General features: G+C 70.1%; 15 protein-coding genes. 7 read left to right on the forward strand and 8 right to left on the reverse strand.

The window, feature by feature from the left end:
* The first annotated feature begins 18 nt into the window (after window positions 1-18).
* From ACX938_RS09955 to ACX938_RS09965, 3 genes are all read left to right on the forward strand, one after another.
* Window positions 19-1,026, forward strand: coding sequence for a TRAP transporter substrate-binding protein (locus tag ACX938_RS09955; RefSeq protein WP_232753595.1), 1,008 nt, complete (start codon window positions 19-21; stop codon window positions 1,024-1,026).
* Between the two features lie 66 nt (window positions 1,027-1,092).
* Window positions 1,093-1,665 (forward strand): TRAP transporter small permease subunit, encoded by a 573-nt coding sequence (locus ACX938_RS09960; protein WP_459430928.1) that lies wholly within the window; start codon window positions 1,093-1,095, stop codon window positions 1,663-1,665.
* A 1-nt stretch (window position 1,666) separates the two neighbouring features.
* Window positions 1,667-2,986 (forward strand): TRAP transporter large permease, encoded by a 1,320-nt coding sequence (locus ACX938_RS09965; protein ID WP_232753593.1) that lies wholly within the window; start codon window positions 1,667-1,669, stop codon window positions 2,984-2,986.
* A gap of 108 nt (window positions 2,987-3,094) precedes the next feature.
* Here ACX938_RS09965 and ACX938_RS09970 read toward each other — a convergent pair whose 3' ends face one another.
* From ACX938_RS09970 to ACX938_RS09985, 4 genes are all read right to left on the reverse strand, one after another.
* Entirely contained in the window at window positions 3,095-4,105 is a 1,011-nt protein-coding gene (locus tag ACX938_RS09970) for a cytochrome d ubiquinol oxidase subunit II (protein ID WP_459430939.1), read from the reverse strand.
* Between the two features lie 15 nt (window positions 4,106-4,120).
* A complete protein-coding gene (locus ACX938_RS09975) occupies window positions 4,121-5,530 on the reverse strand; it encodes a cytochrome ubiquinol oxidase subunit I (protein WP_459430929.1) in 1,410 nt (469 codons plus the stop codon).
* Window position 5,531: 1 nt separating this feature from the next.
* Entirely contained in the window at window positions 5,532-6,110 is a 579-nt protein-coding gene (locus ACX938_RS09980; RefSeq protein WP_459430930.1) for a GbsR/MarR family transcriptional regulator, read from the reverse strand.
* 712 nt (window positions 6,111-6,822) lie between these two features.
* The gene (locus ACX938_RS09985; protein WP_459430931.1) at window positions 6,823-7,755 is read right to left on the reverse strand and encodes a LysR substrate-binding domain-containing protein; all 933 of its coding nucleotides are present in this window, start codon (window positions 7,753-7,755) and stop codon (window positions 6,823-6,825) included.
* A 180-nt stretch (window positions 7,756-7,935) separates the two neighbouring features.
* Between ACX938_RS09985 and ACX938_RS09990 the strand changes: the two genes are divergently transcribed.
* Complete coding sequence (locus ACX938_RS09990) at window positions 7,936-8,172, forward strand: YdcH family protein (RefSeq protein ID WP_232753589.1); 237 nt, start codon at window positions 7,936-7,938, stop codon at window positions 8,170-8,172.
* 82 nt (window positions 8,173-8,254) lie between these two features.
* Here the strand turns inward: ACX938_RS09990 and ACX938_RS09995 are convergent, their stop codons facing one another.
* Complete coding sequence (locus ACX938_RS09995; RefSeq protein ID WP_459430932.1) at window positions 8,255-9,172, reverse strand: LysR family transcriptional regulator; 918 nt, start codon at window positions 9,170-9,172, stop codon at window positions 8,255-8,257.
* A gap of 97 nt (window positions 9,173-9,269) precedes the next feature.
* On the opposite strand from ACX938_RS09995, the gene ACX938_RS10000 reads away from it, so the two are divergent.
* The 3 genes from ACX938_RS10000 to ACX938_RS10010 all read left to right on the forward strand — a co-directional run bounded on the left by ACX938_RS10000 (window position 9,270) and on the right by ACX938_RS10010 (window position 15,061).
* Complete coding sequence (locus tag ACX938_RS10000) at window positions 9,270-10,829, forward strand: proton-conducting transporter transmembrane domain-containing protein (RefSeq protein WP_459430933.1); 1,560 nt, start codon at window positions 9,270-9,272, stop codon at window positions 10,827-10,829.
* Entirely contained in the window at window positions 10,826-13,183 is a 2,358-nt protein-coding gene (locus ACX938_RS10005) for a YbcC family protein (protein WP_459430934.1), read from the forward strand. Before ACX938_RS10000 ends, ACX938_RS10005 begins: the two co-directional genes overlap by 4 nt.
* A gap of 912 nt (window positions 13,184-14,095) precedes the next feature.
* Entirely contained in the window at window positions 14,096-15,061 is a 966-nt protein-coding gene (locus tag ACX938_RS10010; protein ID WP_459430935.1) for a DMT family transporter, read from the forward strand.
* A gap of 128 nt (window positions 15,062-15,189) precedes the next feature.
* Here ACX938_RS10010 and ACX938_RS10015 read toward each other — a convergent pair whose 3' ends face one another.
* The 3 genes from ACX938_RS10015 to ACX938_RS10025 all read right to left on the reverse strand — a co-directional run bounded on the left by ACX938_RS10015 (window position 15,190) and on the right by ACX938_RS10025 (window position 18,922).
* A complete protein-coding gene (locus tag ACX938_RS10015) occupies window positions 15,190-15,882 on the reverse strand; it encodes a FadR/GntR family transcriptional regulator (RefSeq protein WP_459430936.1) in 693 nt (230 codons plus the stop codon).
* Between the two features lie 70 nt (window positions 15,883-15,952).
* Entirely contained in the window at window positions 15,953-16,699 is a 747-nt protein-coding gene (locus tag ACX938_RS10020; protein ID WP_459430937.1) for a sulfite exporter TauE/SafE family protein, read from the reverse strand.
* 375 nt (window positions 16,700-17,074) lie between these two features.
* Window positions 17,075-18,922, reverse strand: a complete 1,848-nt coding sequence (locus tag ACX938_RS10025) for a PhoX family protein (RefSeq protein ID WP_459430938.1) — start codon at window positions 18,920-18,922, stop codon at window positions 17,075-17,077.
* Window positions 18,923-19,118: the final 196 nt, after the last annotated feature.

The following is a 19,118-nucleotide window of genomic DNA, read 5'->3' on the forward strand; positions in this document are numbered from 1 at the left end:
CACTTTGGGAGGAAAACCATGAAAACCCTGACACTTGCCGCAGTCTTCGCCATGGGCGCATCGAGCCTGGCCATGGCCCAGGAGATGACCCTGCGCTTCCAGTCCTCGGACCCCGCGGGCAACCCCAACTTCCAGCTTCAGCAGAAGTGGGCCGAGAGCGTCTCGGAAAAGACCGACGGCGCCATCGAGGTCGAGCTGCTGCCGGTGGAATCCATCGTCGCGCACAACGAGACGCAGGACGCCATCGCCGCCGGGATCCTCGACGGCCATGTCACCGACACCTCGTATTTCGCCGGCAAGGACCCGGCCTTCGGCCTGATCGCCAACCCGGTGGGCGCCTATGGCGACCCGCAGGAAATGCTGACCTTCATGTATGAAGGCGGCGGCAAGGAGCTGATGAACGAGCTGGTGAACCCCTATGGTCTGCAGTTCATCGGCGCCACCACCCCGGGCCTCGAGGCCTTCGTCTCGAAGGTGCCGCTCGAGGGTGTGGACGACCTCCAGGGCCTGAAGATGCGCGCCCCCGAGGGTCTCGTGCAGCAGGTCTTCGCGGCCGCCGGCGCGGCGCCGGTGAACCTGCCCGGCTCCGAGGTCTTCACCTCGCTCGACAAGGGCGTGATCGACGCGGCGGATTACACCGTCTTCTCGACCAACCAGGCGCAGGGCATGCATGACGTCGCCCCGCACCCGGTCTACCCGGGCTTCCACTCCATGCCGCTCGTCGAGATCTCGATGAACAAGCAGAAGTGGGACAACCTCTCCGAAGAGCACCAGCAGGCGCTGTCGGAGTCGGTCCAGGAGTTCTCGCAGATGCAGGTCGCAACCCTGCGCGAGGCCGATGAGGCCGCAGTGGCCGAGGCCAAGGCCGGCGGCGAAGTGACCGTGCACGACTGGCCCGCCGAAGAGCGCGCCAAGTTCCGCCAGATCGCCCAGGGCGAATGGGAGAAGGTCGCCGAGCGCTCGGAGAACGCCCAGAAGGTCTACGACGCGCTGACCGCCTACCTGGCCGAAGAAGGCCTGATGTAAGTTCATACCCAGGCAAGGGGCCGGCTCCGCATCGGGGCCGGCCTTTGCAGTTGAGGAGGGTATCGCATGACCACCCAGAAGGACGATCAAGACCATTCCGGCGCCGACACCGGCCACCGCGACGAGGGCGGGCCGATCCCCGAGGCGGGGCTGCTCGGGCGGATGATCTCGAGGGGCGGCATCGTCTTTGCCGCGGGCATCGTGATCGCGATGCTGATCCTCATCCAGGAAGTGGTGCTGCGCTACTTCTTCAACAATCCCACCACCTGGGCGCATGAGACGACGATCTTCCTGTCCGGCGTGGCCTTCGTCTACGGCGGGCTCTACTGCGTCGCCCGCGACAGCCACATCCGCGTGGTGCTGATCTACGACGCCATTCCCGCCCGCGCCCGGCGCTGGCTCGACGTGGCGATCTCGGCGGTCTGCGCGCTGGCCTCGACGATGTTCGCCTATGCCGCCTGGATCATGGTCAGCCGCGCCGCCTTCACGCCTTCGGGCGAGTTCCGGCTGGAGCGCTCGGGCAGCGCCTGGGACCCGGTCTATCCCGGCCTGATGAAGGTTTTCCTGCTCGCCGTGCTCGCGGTGATGGCGCTGCAGTTCCTGATCCTCACCGTGAATTACGCCAGGGGGAAGCGCTGAGATGGAGCTTTTCGGATCTCTCCAGGGGCTGGGCGTCGAGACCGCCACCTACCTGATGTTCGGCATGCTGCTGGTGCTTCTGGTCACCGGCATCCCGCTGGCCTTCGTGACCCTGCTCGTCGCGCTGATCTTCGCGCTGGGTTGGTTCGGGCCCATGGCGGTGCCGCTGATCACCAGCCGGGTCTATTCCTTCGTCTCGAGCTTCGTCTTCGTCTCGGTGCCGATGTTCGTGCTGATGGCGGCGATCCTCGACCGCTCCGGCATCGCCCGCGACCTCTTCGACGCGATGAAGCTCGTCGGCGGGCGGCTGCGCGGCGGCGTGGCGATCCAGACCATCATCGTCGCGGTGATCCTGGCCGCCATGTCCGGCATCATCGGCGGCGAGATCGTGCTCCTGGGCCTCATCGCCCTGCCGCAGATGCTGCGGCTCGGCTACGACCGCAACCTCGCCATCGGCGTGGTCTGCGCGGGCGGGGCGCTCGGCACCATGGTGCCGCCCTCGATCGTGCTGATCATCTACGGGCTGACGGCCAATGTCTCGATCGGCGACCTGTTCACCGCCTCCTTCCTGCCGGGGCTGATGCTGGCCGGCTTCTACGTGACCTACGTGCTGGTCCGGGCCTATCTGAACCCCGCCATCGCGCCGGCCATGCCCGCCGACGACGACACGCCGCTGTCCGAGAAGCTCAAGCTCCTGCGCGGGCTGATCCTGCCGATCCTCGTGGTGATCGGGGTTCTGGGCTCGATCTACGGCGGCATCGCCAGCGTCACCGAGGCCTCTGCGGTGGGTGTCCTGGGCGTCATGGTCTCGACCATGCTGCGCGGCGAGTTCACGCTGGAGCTGCTGCGCGGCGCGGCCATGCAGACCCTGCGCACCGTCGGCATGATCGTCTGGATCGGCATCGGCGCCTCGGCGCTGGTCGGGGTCTTCAACCTGATGGGCGGGCTCGACTTTATCCAGTCGCTGGTCACCAACATCTCGGACAACCGGCTTTACGTGCTGCTCTTCATGATGGCGATCCTGTTCCTCCTGGGGATGTTCCTCGACTGGGTGGGCATCGCGCTTCTGGCCATGCCGGTCTTCGTGCCGATCATCACCGACCTGGGCTATGACCCGGTGTGGTTCGGGGTGCTGTTCTGCATGAACATGCAGGTGAGCTTCCTCTCCCCGCCCTTCGGCCCGGCGGCCTTCTACCTGAAGTCGGTGGCCCCGCCGGAGATCAGCCTGGGCGAGATCTTCAAGTCGCTCCTGCCCTTCATCTGCCTGCAGATCCTGGCGCTGGCGATGCTGATCGCCTTCCCCGGCATCACCGGCCGGTGAGGGTCAGCCCCGGCGCTGCGGCGCAGGGTTCGGAATGAAAAACGCGGCGCCCCGGGATCCCGGAGCGCCGCGTTTCCTTTCTGGGGGGCCGGGCTTGAGCGCCCGCCCTCAGTCGTAGCTCAGAAGCCCCGCCTTGCCGCGGAAGATCGTGTAGGCCAGCGCCGTGTAGCCCAGGATCACCGGCAGCACGAAGACCGTGCCGGCCAGGATGATCGCCAGGCTCTCGGGCGCGGCGGCGGCCTCGTAGATCGTCAGCTGGTCCGGCACCACGTAGGGATAGAAGGAATAGGCCAGCCCCACGAAGGCCAGACAGAACAGCGCCACGGTCGCCACGAAGGGGAACCAGGCCCAGCTGTCGTCGGAGGTCGGCAGCCGCCGCAGCGCCAGCACCAGGAGCGCCGCGATCAGCGCGAAGCCCAGCGGCATGGGTGCGAGCAGCACGATCTCCGGGAAGGAGAACCACTTCTCGAAGATCCGCGCCGAGGCGATGGGCGAGGCGATGGAGACCGCCGCCAGCCCGCCGAGCAGCCCCCAGATGCCGCCCCGCGCCCAGGCCACGGCCTTTTTCTGCAGCTCCCCCTCGGCCTTGTAGATCAGCCAGGTCGCGCCGATGAAGCTGTAGGCCACGGTCAGGAAGACCGCCGTCAGCGCCGCGAAGGCCCAGGTCAGCGGACCGGGTGCCAGGCCCAGCACGTAGGCGCCGAGCATGTAGCCCTGCGAGAGCGAGGCCAGCGCCGAGCCCGCGAAGAAGGCCCAGTCCCAGTTGCGCTTCTGGGTGATCGGCGCCTTGACGCGGAACTCGAAGGCCACGCCGCGCAGGATCAGCCCGACCAGCATGACCGCCACCGGCAGATAGAGGGTCGAGAGGATCTGCCCGTGGGCTGTGGGGAAGGCCACCAGGAGAAGCCCGATGGCCAGCACCAGCCAGGTCTCGTTGGCATCCCAGAAGGGGCCGATCGAGGCGACCATGCGGTCGCGCTCATTCTCGGTGGCCAGGGGCGAGAGCAGCCCCACCCCCAGGTCGAAGCCGTCGAGCACCACGTAGATCAGGATCGACAGCCCCATGAGCGCCGCGAAGGTCGCCGGCAGCCAGAGGGTGGGATCGCCAAAGAGCGTCATCATCGCGGAACCTCCTTATTCGGCGGGTTGCAGGCTGGGGGCGGCGGGCCGCTCGGGGGTCCGGTCCTTGCCGGCGGTCTTCCGCGCGAGGTGGAAGAGCGCGCCGACATAGGCCAGCGTCAAGACCAGGTAGATCGCCAGGTAGACAAGCAGCGTCGAGACGACCATGCCGGGGGCGACATCGGCGACCGCGGCCTCGGTGGGCAGGACGCCGGTCACCAGCCAGGGCTGACGGCCGATCTCGGTCACATACCAGCCCGCGAGCGTGGCGAGCCAGCCCGAGAAGGTCATGGCGAGCGCCGCCCAGATCACCGGCTTCGGCAGCCCGTCGAGCCCGCGCCGGGTCTCGAACCAGCCGCCGGTCGCGCCCGGCCGCCGCCGCGCCATGAGCGCCAGCGCGCCCCAGGTCAGCGCCAGCATGGCGAAGCCCGTGCCGACCATGACCCGAAAGCCGTAGAAGACCGGGGCCACGCGCGGGTGCAGCACCTCGCCCTCCTCGGTGACGAAGTCGTTGAGGCCGGGCACCACGCCGTCGGCGCTGTGCTTGAGGATCAGGCTCGCGCCGTTGGGAATGCCGATCTCGAAGTCGTTCGAGCGGGTCTCCTCGTTCGGGATCGCGAAGAGCACCAGCGGCACGTTCGGGCCGGTCTCCCAGTTGCCCTCCATGGCGGCGACCTTGGCCGGCTGATGCTCGAGCGTGTTGAGCCCGTGCATGTCGCCCGCCAGGATCTGCAGCGGGATCAGCGCCGCGCCGGTGATCAGACCGGTGCGCAGGGTGGTGCGCACCTCCGCGCCCCGGTCGCCGATGATCCAGCGGAAGGCCGAGATACCGGCGATCAGGAAGGCCACGGTCAGGCCCGATGCCAGGAGCATGTGCACCAGCCGGTAGGGCATCGAGGGATTGAAGATGATCGCCAGCCAGTCGGTGGCATGGGCGACGCCCTCGCGCATCTCGAAGCCTGTGGGCGTGTGCATCCAGGAGTTCAGCACGATGATCCAGAAGGCCGACATGGTGGTGCCGAAGGCCACGAGGAAGGTCGCCGTGGTATGCACCCAGCCCGGCACCTTGCGGAAGCCGAAGAGCATGATGCCGAGGAAGACCGCCTCGAGGAAGAAGGCCGTCAGCACCTCGTAGGCCAGGAGCGGCCCGGCGATATTGCCGACGCTCTCCATGAAGCCCGGCCAGTTGGTGCCGAACTGGAAGGACATGGTGATGCCCGAGACGACGCCCATCGCGAAGGACAGGGCGAAGACCTTCACCCAGAAGCGGTAGGCGTCCATCCAGCGCTCCTCGCCGGTGGCGTTGAAGCGCAGCTTGAAGAACAGCAGCATCCAGCCCAGCGCGATGGTGATCGTCGGGAACAGGATGTGAAACGAGATATTGGCCGCGAACTGGATTCGCGACAGCAGGAAGGTGTCCATCATGTCAGCGGACCTCCTTGGTCTCCGGACCGTCGGTGCGGCTGCGCAGCGGGATCACGCGGCCGGTGGCGGTCACGAGTTTCGACAGGGTGGAGCCGGCCTTCAGCAGGGTGGCCAGCCGTTCGGTCTCGATCCGGGCCAGATCGTCGTAGAGCGCGGTGAGGCTCTCGATCAGCTCGCGCAGCTCGGTGATGCGGGTGGCCCCGTAGCTGTCGGAGCGGCCGTCCTCGGCGCTTTCGATCTCAAGCTCGCGCAGCTTGGTCAGCGTCGGGTCGATCTCGCGCTTCTTGCGCTCCTCGACCAGGGTGCGGACGATGGCCATCAGGTCCGAGGGCGTGGTGAAGAACTCGCGCCGGTCGTCGTCGCGGTCGGCGCGCTTCACCAGCCGCCAAGCCTGCAGCTCCTTGAGGCCCATCGAGACGTTGGATCGCGAAAAGCCCAGCCGCTCGCAGATGTCGTCGGCGCAGAGCGGCTCCTCGCTGATGAAGAGGAGCGCGTAGATCTTGCCCACGGTGCGGTTGATGCCCCAGCGGGAGCCCATTTCACCGAAGTGCAGGATGAATTCTTTTTCGACGCGCCCCATGGCTTTCCTCGATTTCAGAAATTTCTGAAACTCATATAAGGGCTGCGATGTGCCGGTGAAGGCCCGCCCGCCCGGAAGCGACCGGATGCCGCATGGGCCGGTATGTGCGGGGTTTGGCGGGGGTGTGGGGGTGGTTTTGTTGGGGAGTGCGGGGGCTGATTGAGGGGTGGATTGTGCCGCGGGGTCTGGTGGCACGCGGTGGGCTTGATTGCCGAACCGGACTCAAAACAGCGTCAGTCTCGACACCTCGTTCAACTTTGGTTTGGTTTTGCTCGCTCCGCTCTAGCTCGCGCGAAAGGTCGACTTGCTCGCCGTGTCCAATCCCTCTTGGCAACAAGGCTCCGCCTGCCGGTCGCGCCCTACGGATACCTGCATCCGTAAAGCGCCCCGCCGCCCATCCCAGAACACCGCCCGGCCACGCCATCACCCCGCACACCAGAGGGCGCGCGCCGGACCGGGGGCCGGCGCTCCCGACCTCCGAGCGAAGCGCTTTATCCCAACAAGGTCAGGACTAAAGACGAACCAAGCGCACCACCCACAAGAGCGCCGGCCCATCGGGCCGGTCCGGCGCGCGCCCGGCACCTTCGGTGCTGTTCGGGCGCAGGTTGGGCGTGGGAGGTTGGCGCAGGCGCGGGAATGAGGGAGTGGGCTCGCGGTCAGGACCACAGCGCCGCGCGAAAAAACCCGGCCGGGTCACCCAACCGCCGCCCCCTCACTCCAACGTCAAAATATCCGCGAACCGCGCCGAAGTCGCCTGCCGCAGCGCGTCGGAGATATGCGCGATCCCCGCGGTCTTGCCGGAAGCCCGCCGCCGCACCAGGCCGACCGACCGGTCGAGCCGCCCGCGGCGGAAGCGGCGCACGGCGATGGAGCTGTCGCGGCCCTCGACCTCGGAGCGGACGTAGAGCATCGGCAGGAAGCTCGCGCCCATGCCCATGGCCACCATCTGGCGCAGCGCGTCGAGGCTGGTGCCCTCGTAGTCCGCCCGGAGCTCGGCGCCGAGCTCGCGGCAAAGCGCGCTGATCTGGCCGTGCAGCACATAGGCCGGGCCGAGGCCCAGGATCACCAGCCCGGAGAGGTCCGCCTCGCCGAGCTCCTCCTTCGCGGCGAGCGGGTGATCGGCGGGCAGGGCCAGCGCCAGCGGCTCGCGGAACAGCCGTTCGGTCACGAAGCTCTCGCCGCTCACCGGCAGCTGGGTCAGGATCACGTCGTGCCGCCCGTGGTCGAGCTCGACCTCCAGGTCGCGCGGCGCGGCCTCGCGGATGTAGAGTTTCAGCTCCGGGTAGGCCTCGTGCAGCGCGCCGACCACATGCGGCAGGAGATAGGGCCCGAGCGTCGGCGTGGTGCCGAGCCGCAGGGTGCCCGACTGCCCCGAGCGCAGGCTGTCCGAGAGATCGAGGATGCCCTGCATCTCGGCCACCACCTCGCGGGCGCGCAGGGTGATCTCGCGGCCCTCGGGGGTCAGCCGGAACGGCCCGCGCCCGCGCTCGTAGAGCTTCAGCTGCAGCGCCTCCTCGAGGTTGGCGATCTGCACGCTGAGCGAGGGCTGGGCGATGCCCATGCGCTCGGCCGCGCGGCCGAAATGGCCGGTCTCGGAGAGCGCCAGAAGATAGCGCAACTGGCGCAGGCTCGGGGGGCGGGGCATGGGCGTCTCACGCAGGGATCGAAAGTAGATAGGCAAAAACTATCAAACTTTCAATTTCCATTATCTTCCTACAGGCCGCACCGACCCCCAATTCAACCCTGTCGCCGCCGGATCCCCGACCGCCCTGCCCCGGCATCGCCCCGGCCCAGCGACCAAAGAGACGCCAACACGGAGGACCCGATGACCGCCCGCCCCCTCACCCGACCCCGCTCGCTCGATGCGCGCGCCTTCGCCCTAACCGAGCGCAAGCGCCGCCTCGATGCCGAGATCGACGCCGAGATGGCCCGCCCGCTGCCCTGCACGCTGCGGCTGGGCCGGATGAAGCGCGCGAAACTGCGGCTGAAGGACGAGCTGTCGCTGCTCGATGGCGTGATGGCGACCCTGCATCGCGCCACAAGCGTCGCCCGGCCCGCCTGAGGGCCGGTGACATACCCCGGCACGATGCGGCGCGCGTCGGGGCCAGGCGGCCTGCACCACCGCTCCCCGGTGTGCAGGTCGCCTATTTTTTCGCACCGCCTGCCGGATCCGCCGCCTGGTCCGCCGTTTCGCCCCCGGGAATGAGCCGCTCCAGCATCGGATGCGGGAAGCTGCGCGGGGCGACCACGGCGTAGAAGCTCTCGACGATGTCGAGCGCGAAGGGCGCCCGCGCCAAAACCCCCTGTTCCAGCTCGTCGGCCACGACCACCGCCGGGGTGATCGCCAGCCCCAGGTCGTCGCGCGCCAGCAGCCGGACCATGGCCATGTCGTCGACCACCGCGGCGATCTTCGGGGTGATCCCGAGCCGCGCCACGAGGCTGTCGAAGCCGGTGCGGATCGAGCTTTCGGTGGGCAGGATCATCGGCTCCTCGGTCAGAAGCTCGGCCAGCGAGCCGTGCCGCAGCCGCGCCGGTGCGCCGTGGATCGCCACCGGCTGATCGGCGATGCGGTGCGAGACGAGATCGGGAAAGCTTTCGCGCGGCGGCGGGCTGGTCAGCAGCACCAGATCCAGCGCCAGGTCCTCGAGCGCGCGCAGCAGCGTCTGGGTGTTGCCCGAGCTCAAGACGATCCCCGCCCCGCCGGTGTCGCCCGGCCCCAGCACCGGGCGCAGGAACCGCAGCTGGAAGTTCCGCGACAGGGTCGAAAGCGCGCCCACGCGCAGCGGCGCCACCGGCCCGCCGCTGCGCGCCAGCGTGGCGATCAGATCCTCGCCCACGCCGAAGATCCGCTCGGCATGATCGAGCGCGATGCGCCCGGCCTCGGTCAGGCTCATGCGCCGTCCCGACCGATCGAAAAGGTCATGGCCCAGCCGCTCTTCGAGCTGCCGGATCTGGGTCGAAAGCGCCGATTGCGAGAGGTTCAGCCGCTCCGCCGCGCGGGTCAGATTGCCCTCGAGGGCGACCTCCTGGAAATAGCGCAGGTGATGGTAGTTCAGCCGCATGAGTTCTATTTTATAGAACGTTTTCTTCCAAACAATGTATTTTTCTAGGGTAAGCGGCCCCGCTAGGTGACAGCCAGATCCACCACGGGAGGTCCCGATGAGTCTGTTACTGCTGTTTTCCGCCTTGAGCCCCGCCCTGGCCGCCGGTGCCATCGCGCTTGCGCCGCCCGCGCGCGGCGACTGGCGCCTGCGCCTGCCCGAGATCGCCGCGCTGATCGCGCTGGCGCTCGCCGCGCTGGCGGCGCTCAACCTCGCGCTCAACGGGCCGACCACCAGCCCGCTCCTGGGCCTGGCCTCGGTCGGCTTCTCGGTGCGCACCGATATCGTCAGCATCGCCATGTCGCTGACCGTCGCCTTCGTCGGCTGGAGCGTCCTGCGCTTCTCGCGGGTGGCGCTTGACGGCGAGGCGCGGCAGCCGGCCTTCATGGGCTGGATGGCGGCGACCATCGCCTGCGTGCTGCTGCTGGTCAGCGCCGGGAACCTCCTGCAGCTGGTGCTGGGATGGGTCGCGGTCGGCGTGACGCTGCACAAACTCCTCCTGTTCTACCCCGAGAGGCCCCGCGCCCGGCGCGCCGCGCGCAAGAAGGCCATGAGCGGGCTGATCGCCAGCGCCGCGCTTCTGGGCGCGGGCGCGATCCTGATTGCCGGTTACGGCACCGGCGACATCGCCGAGATCAACGCCCAGGCGCGCGCCGGGACGGGCAGCGGGCCGATCTGGTTGGCCGCGCTGTTCCTGGCCGTGGCGGCGGTGTTCAAATCCGCGCTCCTGCCGGTGCACGGCTGGCTGACCGAGGTCATGGAGGCCCCGACCCCGGTCTCGGCGCTGCTGCACGCGGGCGTGGTCAACGCCGGGGGCTTCCTGCTGATCCGCTTCGCCGACGTGCTGCTGGCCAATCCCGGGGTGCTGGCGGTGCTGGCGCTGATCGGCGGCTTCAGCGCGCTGGTCGGGGCCGCCGTGGCGTTGACCCAGCCGGCGGTGAAGACGGCACTGGCCTGGTCCACCTCGGCGCAGATGGGCTTCATGGTGCTGCAATGCGGATTGGCGCTTTTCCCGCTGGCGCTTCTGCATATCGTCGCGCATTCGCTCTACAAGGCGCATGCCTTCCTCGCCTCGGGCGGGGCCGTGGGCGAGGTCACCGCGACCCGCCGGCCCGGTCCGGTCGCGGTGCCCGGCCTGGCCGCCGTGGCGCGGGCCTTCGGCCTGGCGCTGGCGCTTTACCTCGCCGTGGGCCTTCTTTTCGGGATCACCGGCAAGCCGCCGCAGGTGGTGGCGCTTGGCGCGATCCTGATCTTCGGCGTGGTCTATCTGATCGCCCAAGGGCTCGCCGACCTCGCGCCCCGCGCGCTGACCTGGCGCACCGTGGCGATGTCGGTGGCGGCCACCCTCGGCTACTTCGCGCTGCAGGAGGGGGCGACGCTCCTCTCGGCGGCCACCCTGCCCGCGCCGCCGCCGCCCGACGGGCTGATATGGGCGACCATCACCCTTGCCGTGGCCAGCTTCTGCGTCGCCGCCGTGGCCCAGACCACCTTCCCGCTCTGGGCCGGCCATCCGGCAGCCGCGGGCATGCGGGTGCACCTGATGAACGGCCTTTACCTCAACGCGCTGTCCGACCGGATGTCGGGCCGCTGGACCTCCAAGACGGGAGCGACCCAATGACCCTGCATATGACCTGGCCCGGCCCCGATCTCGAGCTTTTCGCCGCCGCCGAAGAGGCCATGCGGCAGCTGCCGCCCGCCTTCCCGCTGGAGGCCACCGTGGCGGTGAACCCCTGGCTCGGACAGACCGGCGAGGACCGGCTGACAGCGGCGGCCCGCATGGCACGGGTCGGCGGCGGGGCGCTCTTCACCCCGCGCGCCGAGATCGCCTCCCGGATCGCCGCGGGCGAGATCACAAAAGCCGACCTCGCCGCCGCAGCGGCGGAGCATGGCGAAAGCCCCGAGGCCCTGGCCAAGGCCGCCGAGACCCCGCGCCCCGCGCCCGCCCCGGTGCCCTGCCTCGCCGACATCGCCGCCCGGCAGACCGGCGTCGACTGGCCCGAGCTCATCGAGGAGCGGATCGGCCTCTGGGCCGCGGCGCAGTTCGACCGGGGGCAGGCCTTCTGGCCCGCGCCCGGGCAATCGGCCTGGCCCTCCTGGCGGGCCTTCGCCGCCCGCGACCTGACGCCGGCGCTGGCCGGGCTGCCGGGTTATGCCGCGCGCATCGCCGAAAGCCCGAGCCACGCGCGCGCCGCCTTCGCCGAGGCCTGCGCGGCGCTCGACCTCACCCCCGAGGCGGCGCCGGGCTACTTCCACCGGCTCCTGGTGACGCTTTCGGGCTGGGGCCAGATGGCGCGGCACCTGAGCTGGACCGCCGAGCGCGACGGCGGGCGGGACGACACGCTTTTCGAGATGCTGACCCTGCGGCTGACCTGGGAGGTCGCCCTGCTCGAGGCCGGGGGCGCGGTCACCGCCGAGGCCTGGGCCGAGGCGCGGGCGCGGTTTGCCGCGCCGCTCACCCCCGACGCCGAACTCAGCCGCGACGCCGCGCTGCAGGTGGCCTATGACCTGGCGGCCGAGCGGCGGCTGGTCGCCGAGCTGGCCGAACCCGCGCCCGAGGCCCCCGAGGGCCGGCCGGCCCTGCAGGCCGCCTTCTGCATCGACGTCCGCTCCGAGGTGCTGCGGCGGGCGCTCGAGGCCGCGGACCCCGGGCTGCGGACCAAGGGCTTTGCGGGCTTCTTCGGGCTGGCGGTGAAACACGCGGGCCATGCCTCGGATCTTTCCGAGGCACGGGCGCCGATCCTGCTCAACCCCGGCGTCACCAGCGCCACGGCGGGCGAGGACCTGGGCGACCGCATCCACCTGCGCGCGATCCGCGCCTGGGGCCGGTTCAAGCGCGCCGCGGTCTCGGCCTTCGCCTTCGTCGAGGCGGCGGGCCCCTTGTATGTGGGCAAGCTGATCCGCGACGGGCTGGGCCAGACCGGGGGCAGTGCCAAGGCGCCCGCGCCGGTCCTCGACCTGCCGCTCGCCGACCGCATCGCGAGCGCCGCGCAGATCCTGGGTGCCATGTCGCTGACCCGCGATTTCGCGCCGCTGGTGCTGATCTGCGGCCATGGCGCGACGGTGACCAATGCGCCGCACGCCAGCGCCCTGCAATGCGGCGCCTGCGGCGGCCATGCGGGCGACGTGAACGCGGCCCTCCTGGCGGGGCTCCTGAACGAGCCCGAGGTCCGCGCGGGCCTGACCGAGGCCGGCATCGCGATCCCCGAGGACACCTGGTTCCTCGCCGGGCTGCACGACACCGTGTCGGACCAGGTGACGCTCTTCGACGACGCGCTGCCCGCGAGCCATTCCGAGGATGCCGCGCGGCTGCGCAAGGCGCTCGCCAAGGCCGGCACCCAGGCCCGGACCGAGCGCGCGCTGAGCCTGCCCCGGGGCGCCGAGGACCGGCTGGCCGCGCGCGGGAAAGACTGGTCGGAGCTGCGCCCCGAATGGGGTCTCGCGGGCTGCCGGGCCTTCGTCGCAGCACCCCGCGCGCGGACCGCGGGCCGGGATCTCGGCGGGCAGGTCTTCCTGCACGACTACGACGCGCGCCAGGACCCCGAGGCCCAGGTGCTCGAGCTGATCCTGAGCGCGCCGGTGGTGGTCGCGAGCTGGATCGCGCTGCAGTACCACGGCTCGAGCGTCGCGCCCGAGACCTTCGGCGCGGGCAACAAGCTCCTGCACAACGTGGTCGGCGGGATCGGCGTGCTCGAGGGCAACGGCGGCGCGCTGCGCGCCGGGCTGCCGCGGCAGTCGCTGCACGACGGCAGCCAGCTGCGGCACGGCCCGAGCCGGCTGCAGGTGGTGGTCGAAGCGCCGCAATCGGCGCTGACCGCGGTGCTCGACCGGCAGCCGCAGGTGCGGGCGCTCTTCGACAACGGCTGGCTGTCGCTGATCGCGATGGAGGGTCAGGGCCGGCTGTCCCGGCGCGACCCGGACGGGAGCTGGACCCCGCTGGATGGTGCGCCGGAGCCTGAGCGGCAAGCGGCGTGAAGGTGAGAGCGGAGTGAGGCGCCTCGTCCGAGGGGATCGGGCGGTGACATTGTTCCGGCGCGACGCCACGCCGGACGCGACGCCCTGAAGGCCGCTCGAGATGTGCATAAGCGATCCGCCTCGCCCGGGAGACCGGGCGGGGCGGTTAGCTTTTGCGAGGCTCTGGGGCGGAAGCGACGCGAAAGGTGGTTGAGGCATCGCATTGCATGGGAGATCGGGCGGGGCGGCATTGACGTGAACGCCATACTCCGCGCGGGCCTGTCGCACCCTAGGCATTGCAGCCCAACCCAAGCCGCCGAGCTGCGCATCCCGCTCACAGAGAGGGCGCGCGCCGGACCGGGGGCCGGCGCTGCCGAACTCTGAGCTGCGCGCTTTATCCAAGCAAGGTCAGGGCTAGCGATGATCTACGCACGCCACTCCCAAGAGCGCCGGCCCATCGGGCCGGTCCGGCGCGCGCCCGGCACCTTCGGTGCTATTCGGGCGCAGGTGGCGCAGGGGACTGAGGCTGCGCGTCGGGCGCCTCGCCTGCCTGGCAACTGCCGTGGCCCCGGTAACCTCCTCGGTGCAAGCATCCGCCTCCACAGCGCAAGCCCAGCCGCAGGCGCAGACGCAGACGCAGGCGCAGACGCAGACGCAGACGCAGACGCAGACGCAGACGCAGACCTGTGCAGCTCAACCGGCAACCTCTGACAAGCCATCCACCGAAACCCACACCCCACGCAGCTACACTCAACCCGCCAACTCCCTCACCCCAAGCCCCCCTTGACCCCGGCCCCTCCGCCTCCCTAAGAGGCCACCCAAGGGCCGCCCCCCGCGATGGCGTCGCGGGGTCAGGGCCTTTCCCGAACCTTTCCCGTCCTGCACGCCCGGACGTCGCCCGCCCCCAGGCGGGCCCGACGTGATGAGGTCCAGATGACCGCTACGACCCAGGCCCCGGTCCGGCCGGGGATTTCCGACACGACCCGGGGCATGGCGCTCATGGCGCTGGCCATGGCGCTCCTGCCGATCGGCGACACTTTCGCCAAGCTCCTGACCACAAGCCTGCACCCGCTCGAGGTCACCCTCGCGCGGCTCCTCGCGCAGGCGCTCTTCCTGCTGCCGACCGCGCTGATCCTGCGGGCGCGGCTCAGGGGCGCCATGTTCTCGCCGGTGGTGGCGCTTTCGGGCGGGCTGGTCTGCGTGACGCTTGGCAGCCTGATCTGGGCCTTCTCGGTCATGCCCATCGCGACCGCCATCGCGATCTTCTTCGTCGAACCCCTGATCCTGACCGCGCTGGTCGGCCCGCTCCTGGGCGAAAAGGTCGGCCCGCGAAGGCTCGCGGCGGTGGGCATCGGCCTCATGGGCGCGCTGATCGTGATCCGTCCGGGCGGCGGTTTCGGCTGGGCGGCGGCGCTGCCGCTGATCGCCGCCACGGCCTATGCGCTGAACATGATCGTCCTGCGCCGCGCCTCCGAGACGCGCTCGGCGCTGACGGTGCAATGCGGCGCGACGGTCTATGCCTGCCTCGGTATGGGGCTCCTGGTGCCGGGCCTCTGGGCGCTGGGGCCGCTCACCCCCGGGATCATGGGGCTCGGGCCCCAGGGCTGGGCGGCCGTCCTCGGCGCGGGCGCCTTCGCGGCGGCGAGCTTCGTGCTTATCGCCGAGGCCTTCCGCCGCGCCGAGGCGGGCACGCTGGCGCCCTTCCAATACCTCGAGATCATCGGCGCCACGGCGGCGGGCTACCTGGTCTTCGGCGATTTTCCCGACGGCTGGACCTGGCTCGGCATCGCGGTGATCCTTGGCTCGGGGCTTTACGTCTTCTGGCGCGAGCGGCAGCCGGCGATCCGGCCGAGGCTCACCCCCGGCCGCCGCCGCAGCCGACGCATCCGCTCGCGGTGAGGGCGGGGGGCTGCGGGGCGCGGCACCGGCAGCACCCGCCGCGGGGCACGACAGTCAGCGCTGGACTGGAAACCCGACGCTTGCCTCTGGGCCGCGAGGCAGCGGCAGTACCGACACACCGCCCCCGCCTACCCCTCGGACGCCCCACCCGCCATCGCAGCCCGCACCGTCTCGAGGTGGCGCGCCATGGCCTCCCGCGCGGCGCCTGCGTCGCCCTGCGCCACCGCCTCGACCACCGCGGCGTGCTGGTCGGAGTGCAGCCCCCGGAACTCCGCCACGCCGACCCGGCGATAGGTGCGGTCCCATTCGCGCTGCCAGACCGCCCGGCAACGCGCGCCGGAGAAATGCCGCAGAAGCGCGATCAGCACCGGGTTGCGCGCGACCTGCGCCAGGGCCTGGTGGAAGGCGTCGTCGGCGCGCTCCGAGGTGGCCCGGTCCCGCGCGGCTCGGCCCTCCGCCACCCGGGCGCGGAGATGCGCGACATCCCCCGTCTCGCGCCGCAACGCCGCCGCCGCGGCCACCTGCGGCTCGAGCAGCAGCCGCGCATCCATGAGCTCGTCCGGCGTCGTCGCCTCGAGCAGCAGGTGATCGCGCAGGGGCGTGCCGATGGGCGCGCGGCCCCGGAAGGTGCCCTGGCCGACGCGGCGCCAAAGCTCGCCCTCGGCCTCGAGCCGGGCCAGCGCGCCGCGCAGGGTCGCGCGGCTGCAGCCGATACGCGCCGCCAAAACCCGCTCGGTCGGCAGCCGGTCGCCCGGCGCCGGGGCCTCGACCTCGATCAGGGCACGCAGCTGGGCCAGTGCCTTGTCCGTTCCGATCCGCATGGGGCCTGCCGCTCCTGTCCTCTCGCGCCAATTCAGCCCCGCGGGGCGCGCGCTGGCAAGGGCCACCCCCTCAGACCAGGAAGAAGACCAGCGTCAGCACCGCGCCCACCGCGACGATGCCTGCGCGCAGCGGCCCCGTGTTGGTGATCCGCCGCGCCTGCCGCGCCCCGATGTAGCCGCCGAGCGTCGTGGCCAGCGCCAGGACCAGCGCCTGGTCCCAGGCGATCAGCCCCGCGCTGGCATAGGCCACGACCGAGACCGAGGAGAGCACCGCCGACAAGAGGTTCTTCAGCCCGTTCATCCCGTGCAGGTCGCGAAACCCGATCAGCCCGAAAAGCGCCAGCAGCATGATCCCGAGGCCGCCGTTGAAATAGCCGCCGTAACCCGCGACCGCGATCACCCCGAAGGCCGAAAGCCCCAGGCCCGCCGCCCCGCGCCCGCGCGCCTGCAGCGCGGCGATGAGCCGGGGGCCAAGCGCGAAGGCCAGCGTCGCGACCAGCAGAAGCCAGGGCACGATGCCGGTGAAAGCCTCGCCCGGCGTGACCAGGAGGAGCCCCGCCCCGAGCAGCCCGCCAAGCGCGGCCAGGATCACGATGGCCCGGAGCGAGAGCGCGCCTTCGGCGGCGATGTCCCGGCGATAGGCCCAGGCGCTGCCGAGATAGCCCGGCAGGGCGGTCAGCGTCGCGGTGGCATTGGCCATGATCGGCGGGACGCCGAGCCAGACCAAGGCCGGGAAGGTTAGAAGCGTGCCACCCCCGGCGACCGCGTTGACGATCCCGGCAAGGAGCCCGGCGAGGGTGAGAACGAGAAGCGACATGAAAAGCGACCTCCTGCGCGGGACTGCGCGGGGGCTCTATGCCCTGGAGCGGATTGGTCTACAAATTGGTCTGGAAGTGGGAGGCGTTGGGGGCTTGCTGGGGGGAAGGCTTGGTCGGGGCTAGGCCCTGTGGAAGCGCGAGCCAGAGCGGTCCCAATCCGCGTTGCTGCAGACGATAAAATGTGACGCTCACGCTGCGGCGCCTTTCGACGGTTGAGCCCCTGAGCCCCTCCAATAGCCAGAAGCAGAAGGCCGCTCTCCCGCCCCTAACCCCATCAATAAAAATCAAAAAAAACGGCCCCGGGTCTTCCCGGAGCCGCCCGCGCGGCCCGACCCTCCGGCCGGACCGCCCATCCACTCAAGACACCAAGAGCCTCAGCCCACCAGCGCCCCGTCGTCGCGCTTCACCGCCACGATCGAGCTGCGCGGCAGGCTGTCGGGCCCGTCCGGGAAGGGCCGCCCGGGGTGCTGGATGCCCACGAACATCGTGCGGCGGTCGGTCGACCAGGTCAGCCCCGTGACCTCGCAGCCGTTGGGCCCGGTCAGGAAGCGGCGGATCTCGCCGGTCACCGGGTCGCCGGCGAGCATCTGGTTGTTGCCCATGCCCACGAAATCGCCCTCGTTGCTGTCGTCGCCGTCGGTCTGGATCCAGATCAGCCCGGTCGAGTCGATCTGCATGCCGTCGGGCGAGTTGAAGAGGTTGCCTTCCTTGATCGCCTCGCTGCCCGCATAAGCGTCGTCATGCACCATGGGGTTGCCCGCCATGACGTAGAGATCCCATTCGAACGCCTCCGACCCGTGGTCGTCGCCCGCCGGGCGCCAGCGCAGGATCTGGCCGTATTCGTTGGTCTCGCGCGGGTTGGGCGCGTTGACGCTCATCGGGTCGCCGCCGGCGTTGGTGCGCACCGTTCCGTCGTCGTTCAGCGCGCCGCGGCGGCTGTTGTTCGTCAGGCAGCAATAGCCCTCGACGGCGACCGGGTTGACCGCGATCCACTCGGGCCGGTCCATGGTGGTCGCGCCCACGGCGGAGGCCGCGGTGCGGGTGAAAATGGCGATCTCGGAGGGCTCCATGCCGGTCGCCTCGGGGGTCAGCGCGGCCCAGCGGCCCGACATGTCGTCCTCGAAGACCGCGGCGAAAAGCTGGCCCTCGGAGAGCAGCGTCGAGGTGTCCCCGCCGGGCACATAGATGTCGCGCGAGACCCATTTGTACATGAACTCGCCGCGCTCGTCGTCGCCCATGTAGACCACCAGGCGGCCATCGGGGGCGAGCGCCGTGGCGGCGTTCTCATGCTTGAAGCGGCCAAGCGCGGTGTGCTTGACCGGCGTCGCCTCGGGGTTGGCCGGGTCGATCTCTACAATATAGCCCGCGCGATGCGGCTCGTTCGGCGTGGTGGAGACGTCGAAGCGCGGGTCGTGAAGGTGGTAGTTGTAGCCCCAACCGTCCGATCCGATCCCGTAGCGCGCGTAGCCGGCGGCCAGGGTCTCGTCCCCCGGCATCTCCCCGGTGGCGCCGAAGTAGCCGTTGAAGTTCTCTTCGCAGGTCAGATAGGTGCCCCAGGGCGTCCGGCCCGAGCCGCAGTTGTTCATCGTGCCGAGGCTGGTCAGCCCCTCGGGGTCGGCCTCGGTCTTCAGAAGGTCATGGCCCGCCGCCGGCCCGTCGAAGCGCATCGGCGTGCGGTGATGGATGCGGCGGTTGTAGGGGCTGTCGACCACGATCGCCCAGCCCTCGGGGCCCTCGGCCAGCTCCATGACGGTCACGCCCTGGAGGTTCTGCAGAAGCTGCACCTGTTCGGCGTTTTGCGGGGTGCCGTCCTCGGTCTGCGGCAGGTTGATCTCGTTGTTGGTGTATTCGCTGTTCACCACGAGGATCTCGCGGCCCGCGACGTGGAAAAGCTCCATGCCGTCGGTGTTCTCGCCGAAGACCCGGTCGGAGCCCTCGAAGGCCACGCCTGCCTCCGGGTCGAACTCCGGCGCATCCGAGAAGAGCTTGTCGCCCCAGCGCGCGGTGACCTTCCAGCTGTAGCCCTCGGGCACATGCACGGTGCCGTCGGTCTGGGCTGCGATGCCCTCGAAGGCGAAACGCGTGGCCTGCTGGGCCATGGCACTCGTGCCCTTGAGGAATGCGGTGCCCATGACGGCCGCGCCCGAGCCGAAGGCCAGCGCGCCGCCCAGGAACCCCCGGCGCGAGACCGCGCGGTCGACCACCCGGTCGAACTCCTGCACCTTGGGGCGCGGGAAGGTCTGCTCGTCCCAATCGTCGGCGGACAGCTTGTTGCGATTGACCTGCTCCCCTGAAAAATCCGCGGTTTGAAGTTAGCCTGTTCTCCAAACGAGGAGACAGACGATGCGGAAAAGCCGTTTCAGCGAAGAGCAGATCATTGGCATCCTGAAGGAGCACCAGGCCGGCATAGGGGCCAAG

It is taken from the genome of Roseivivax sp., from assembly GCF_054552075.1.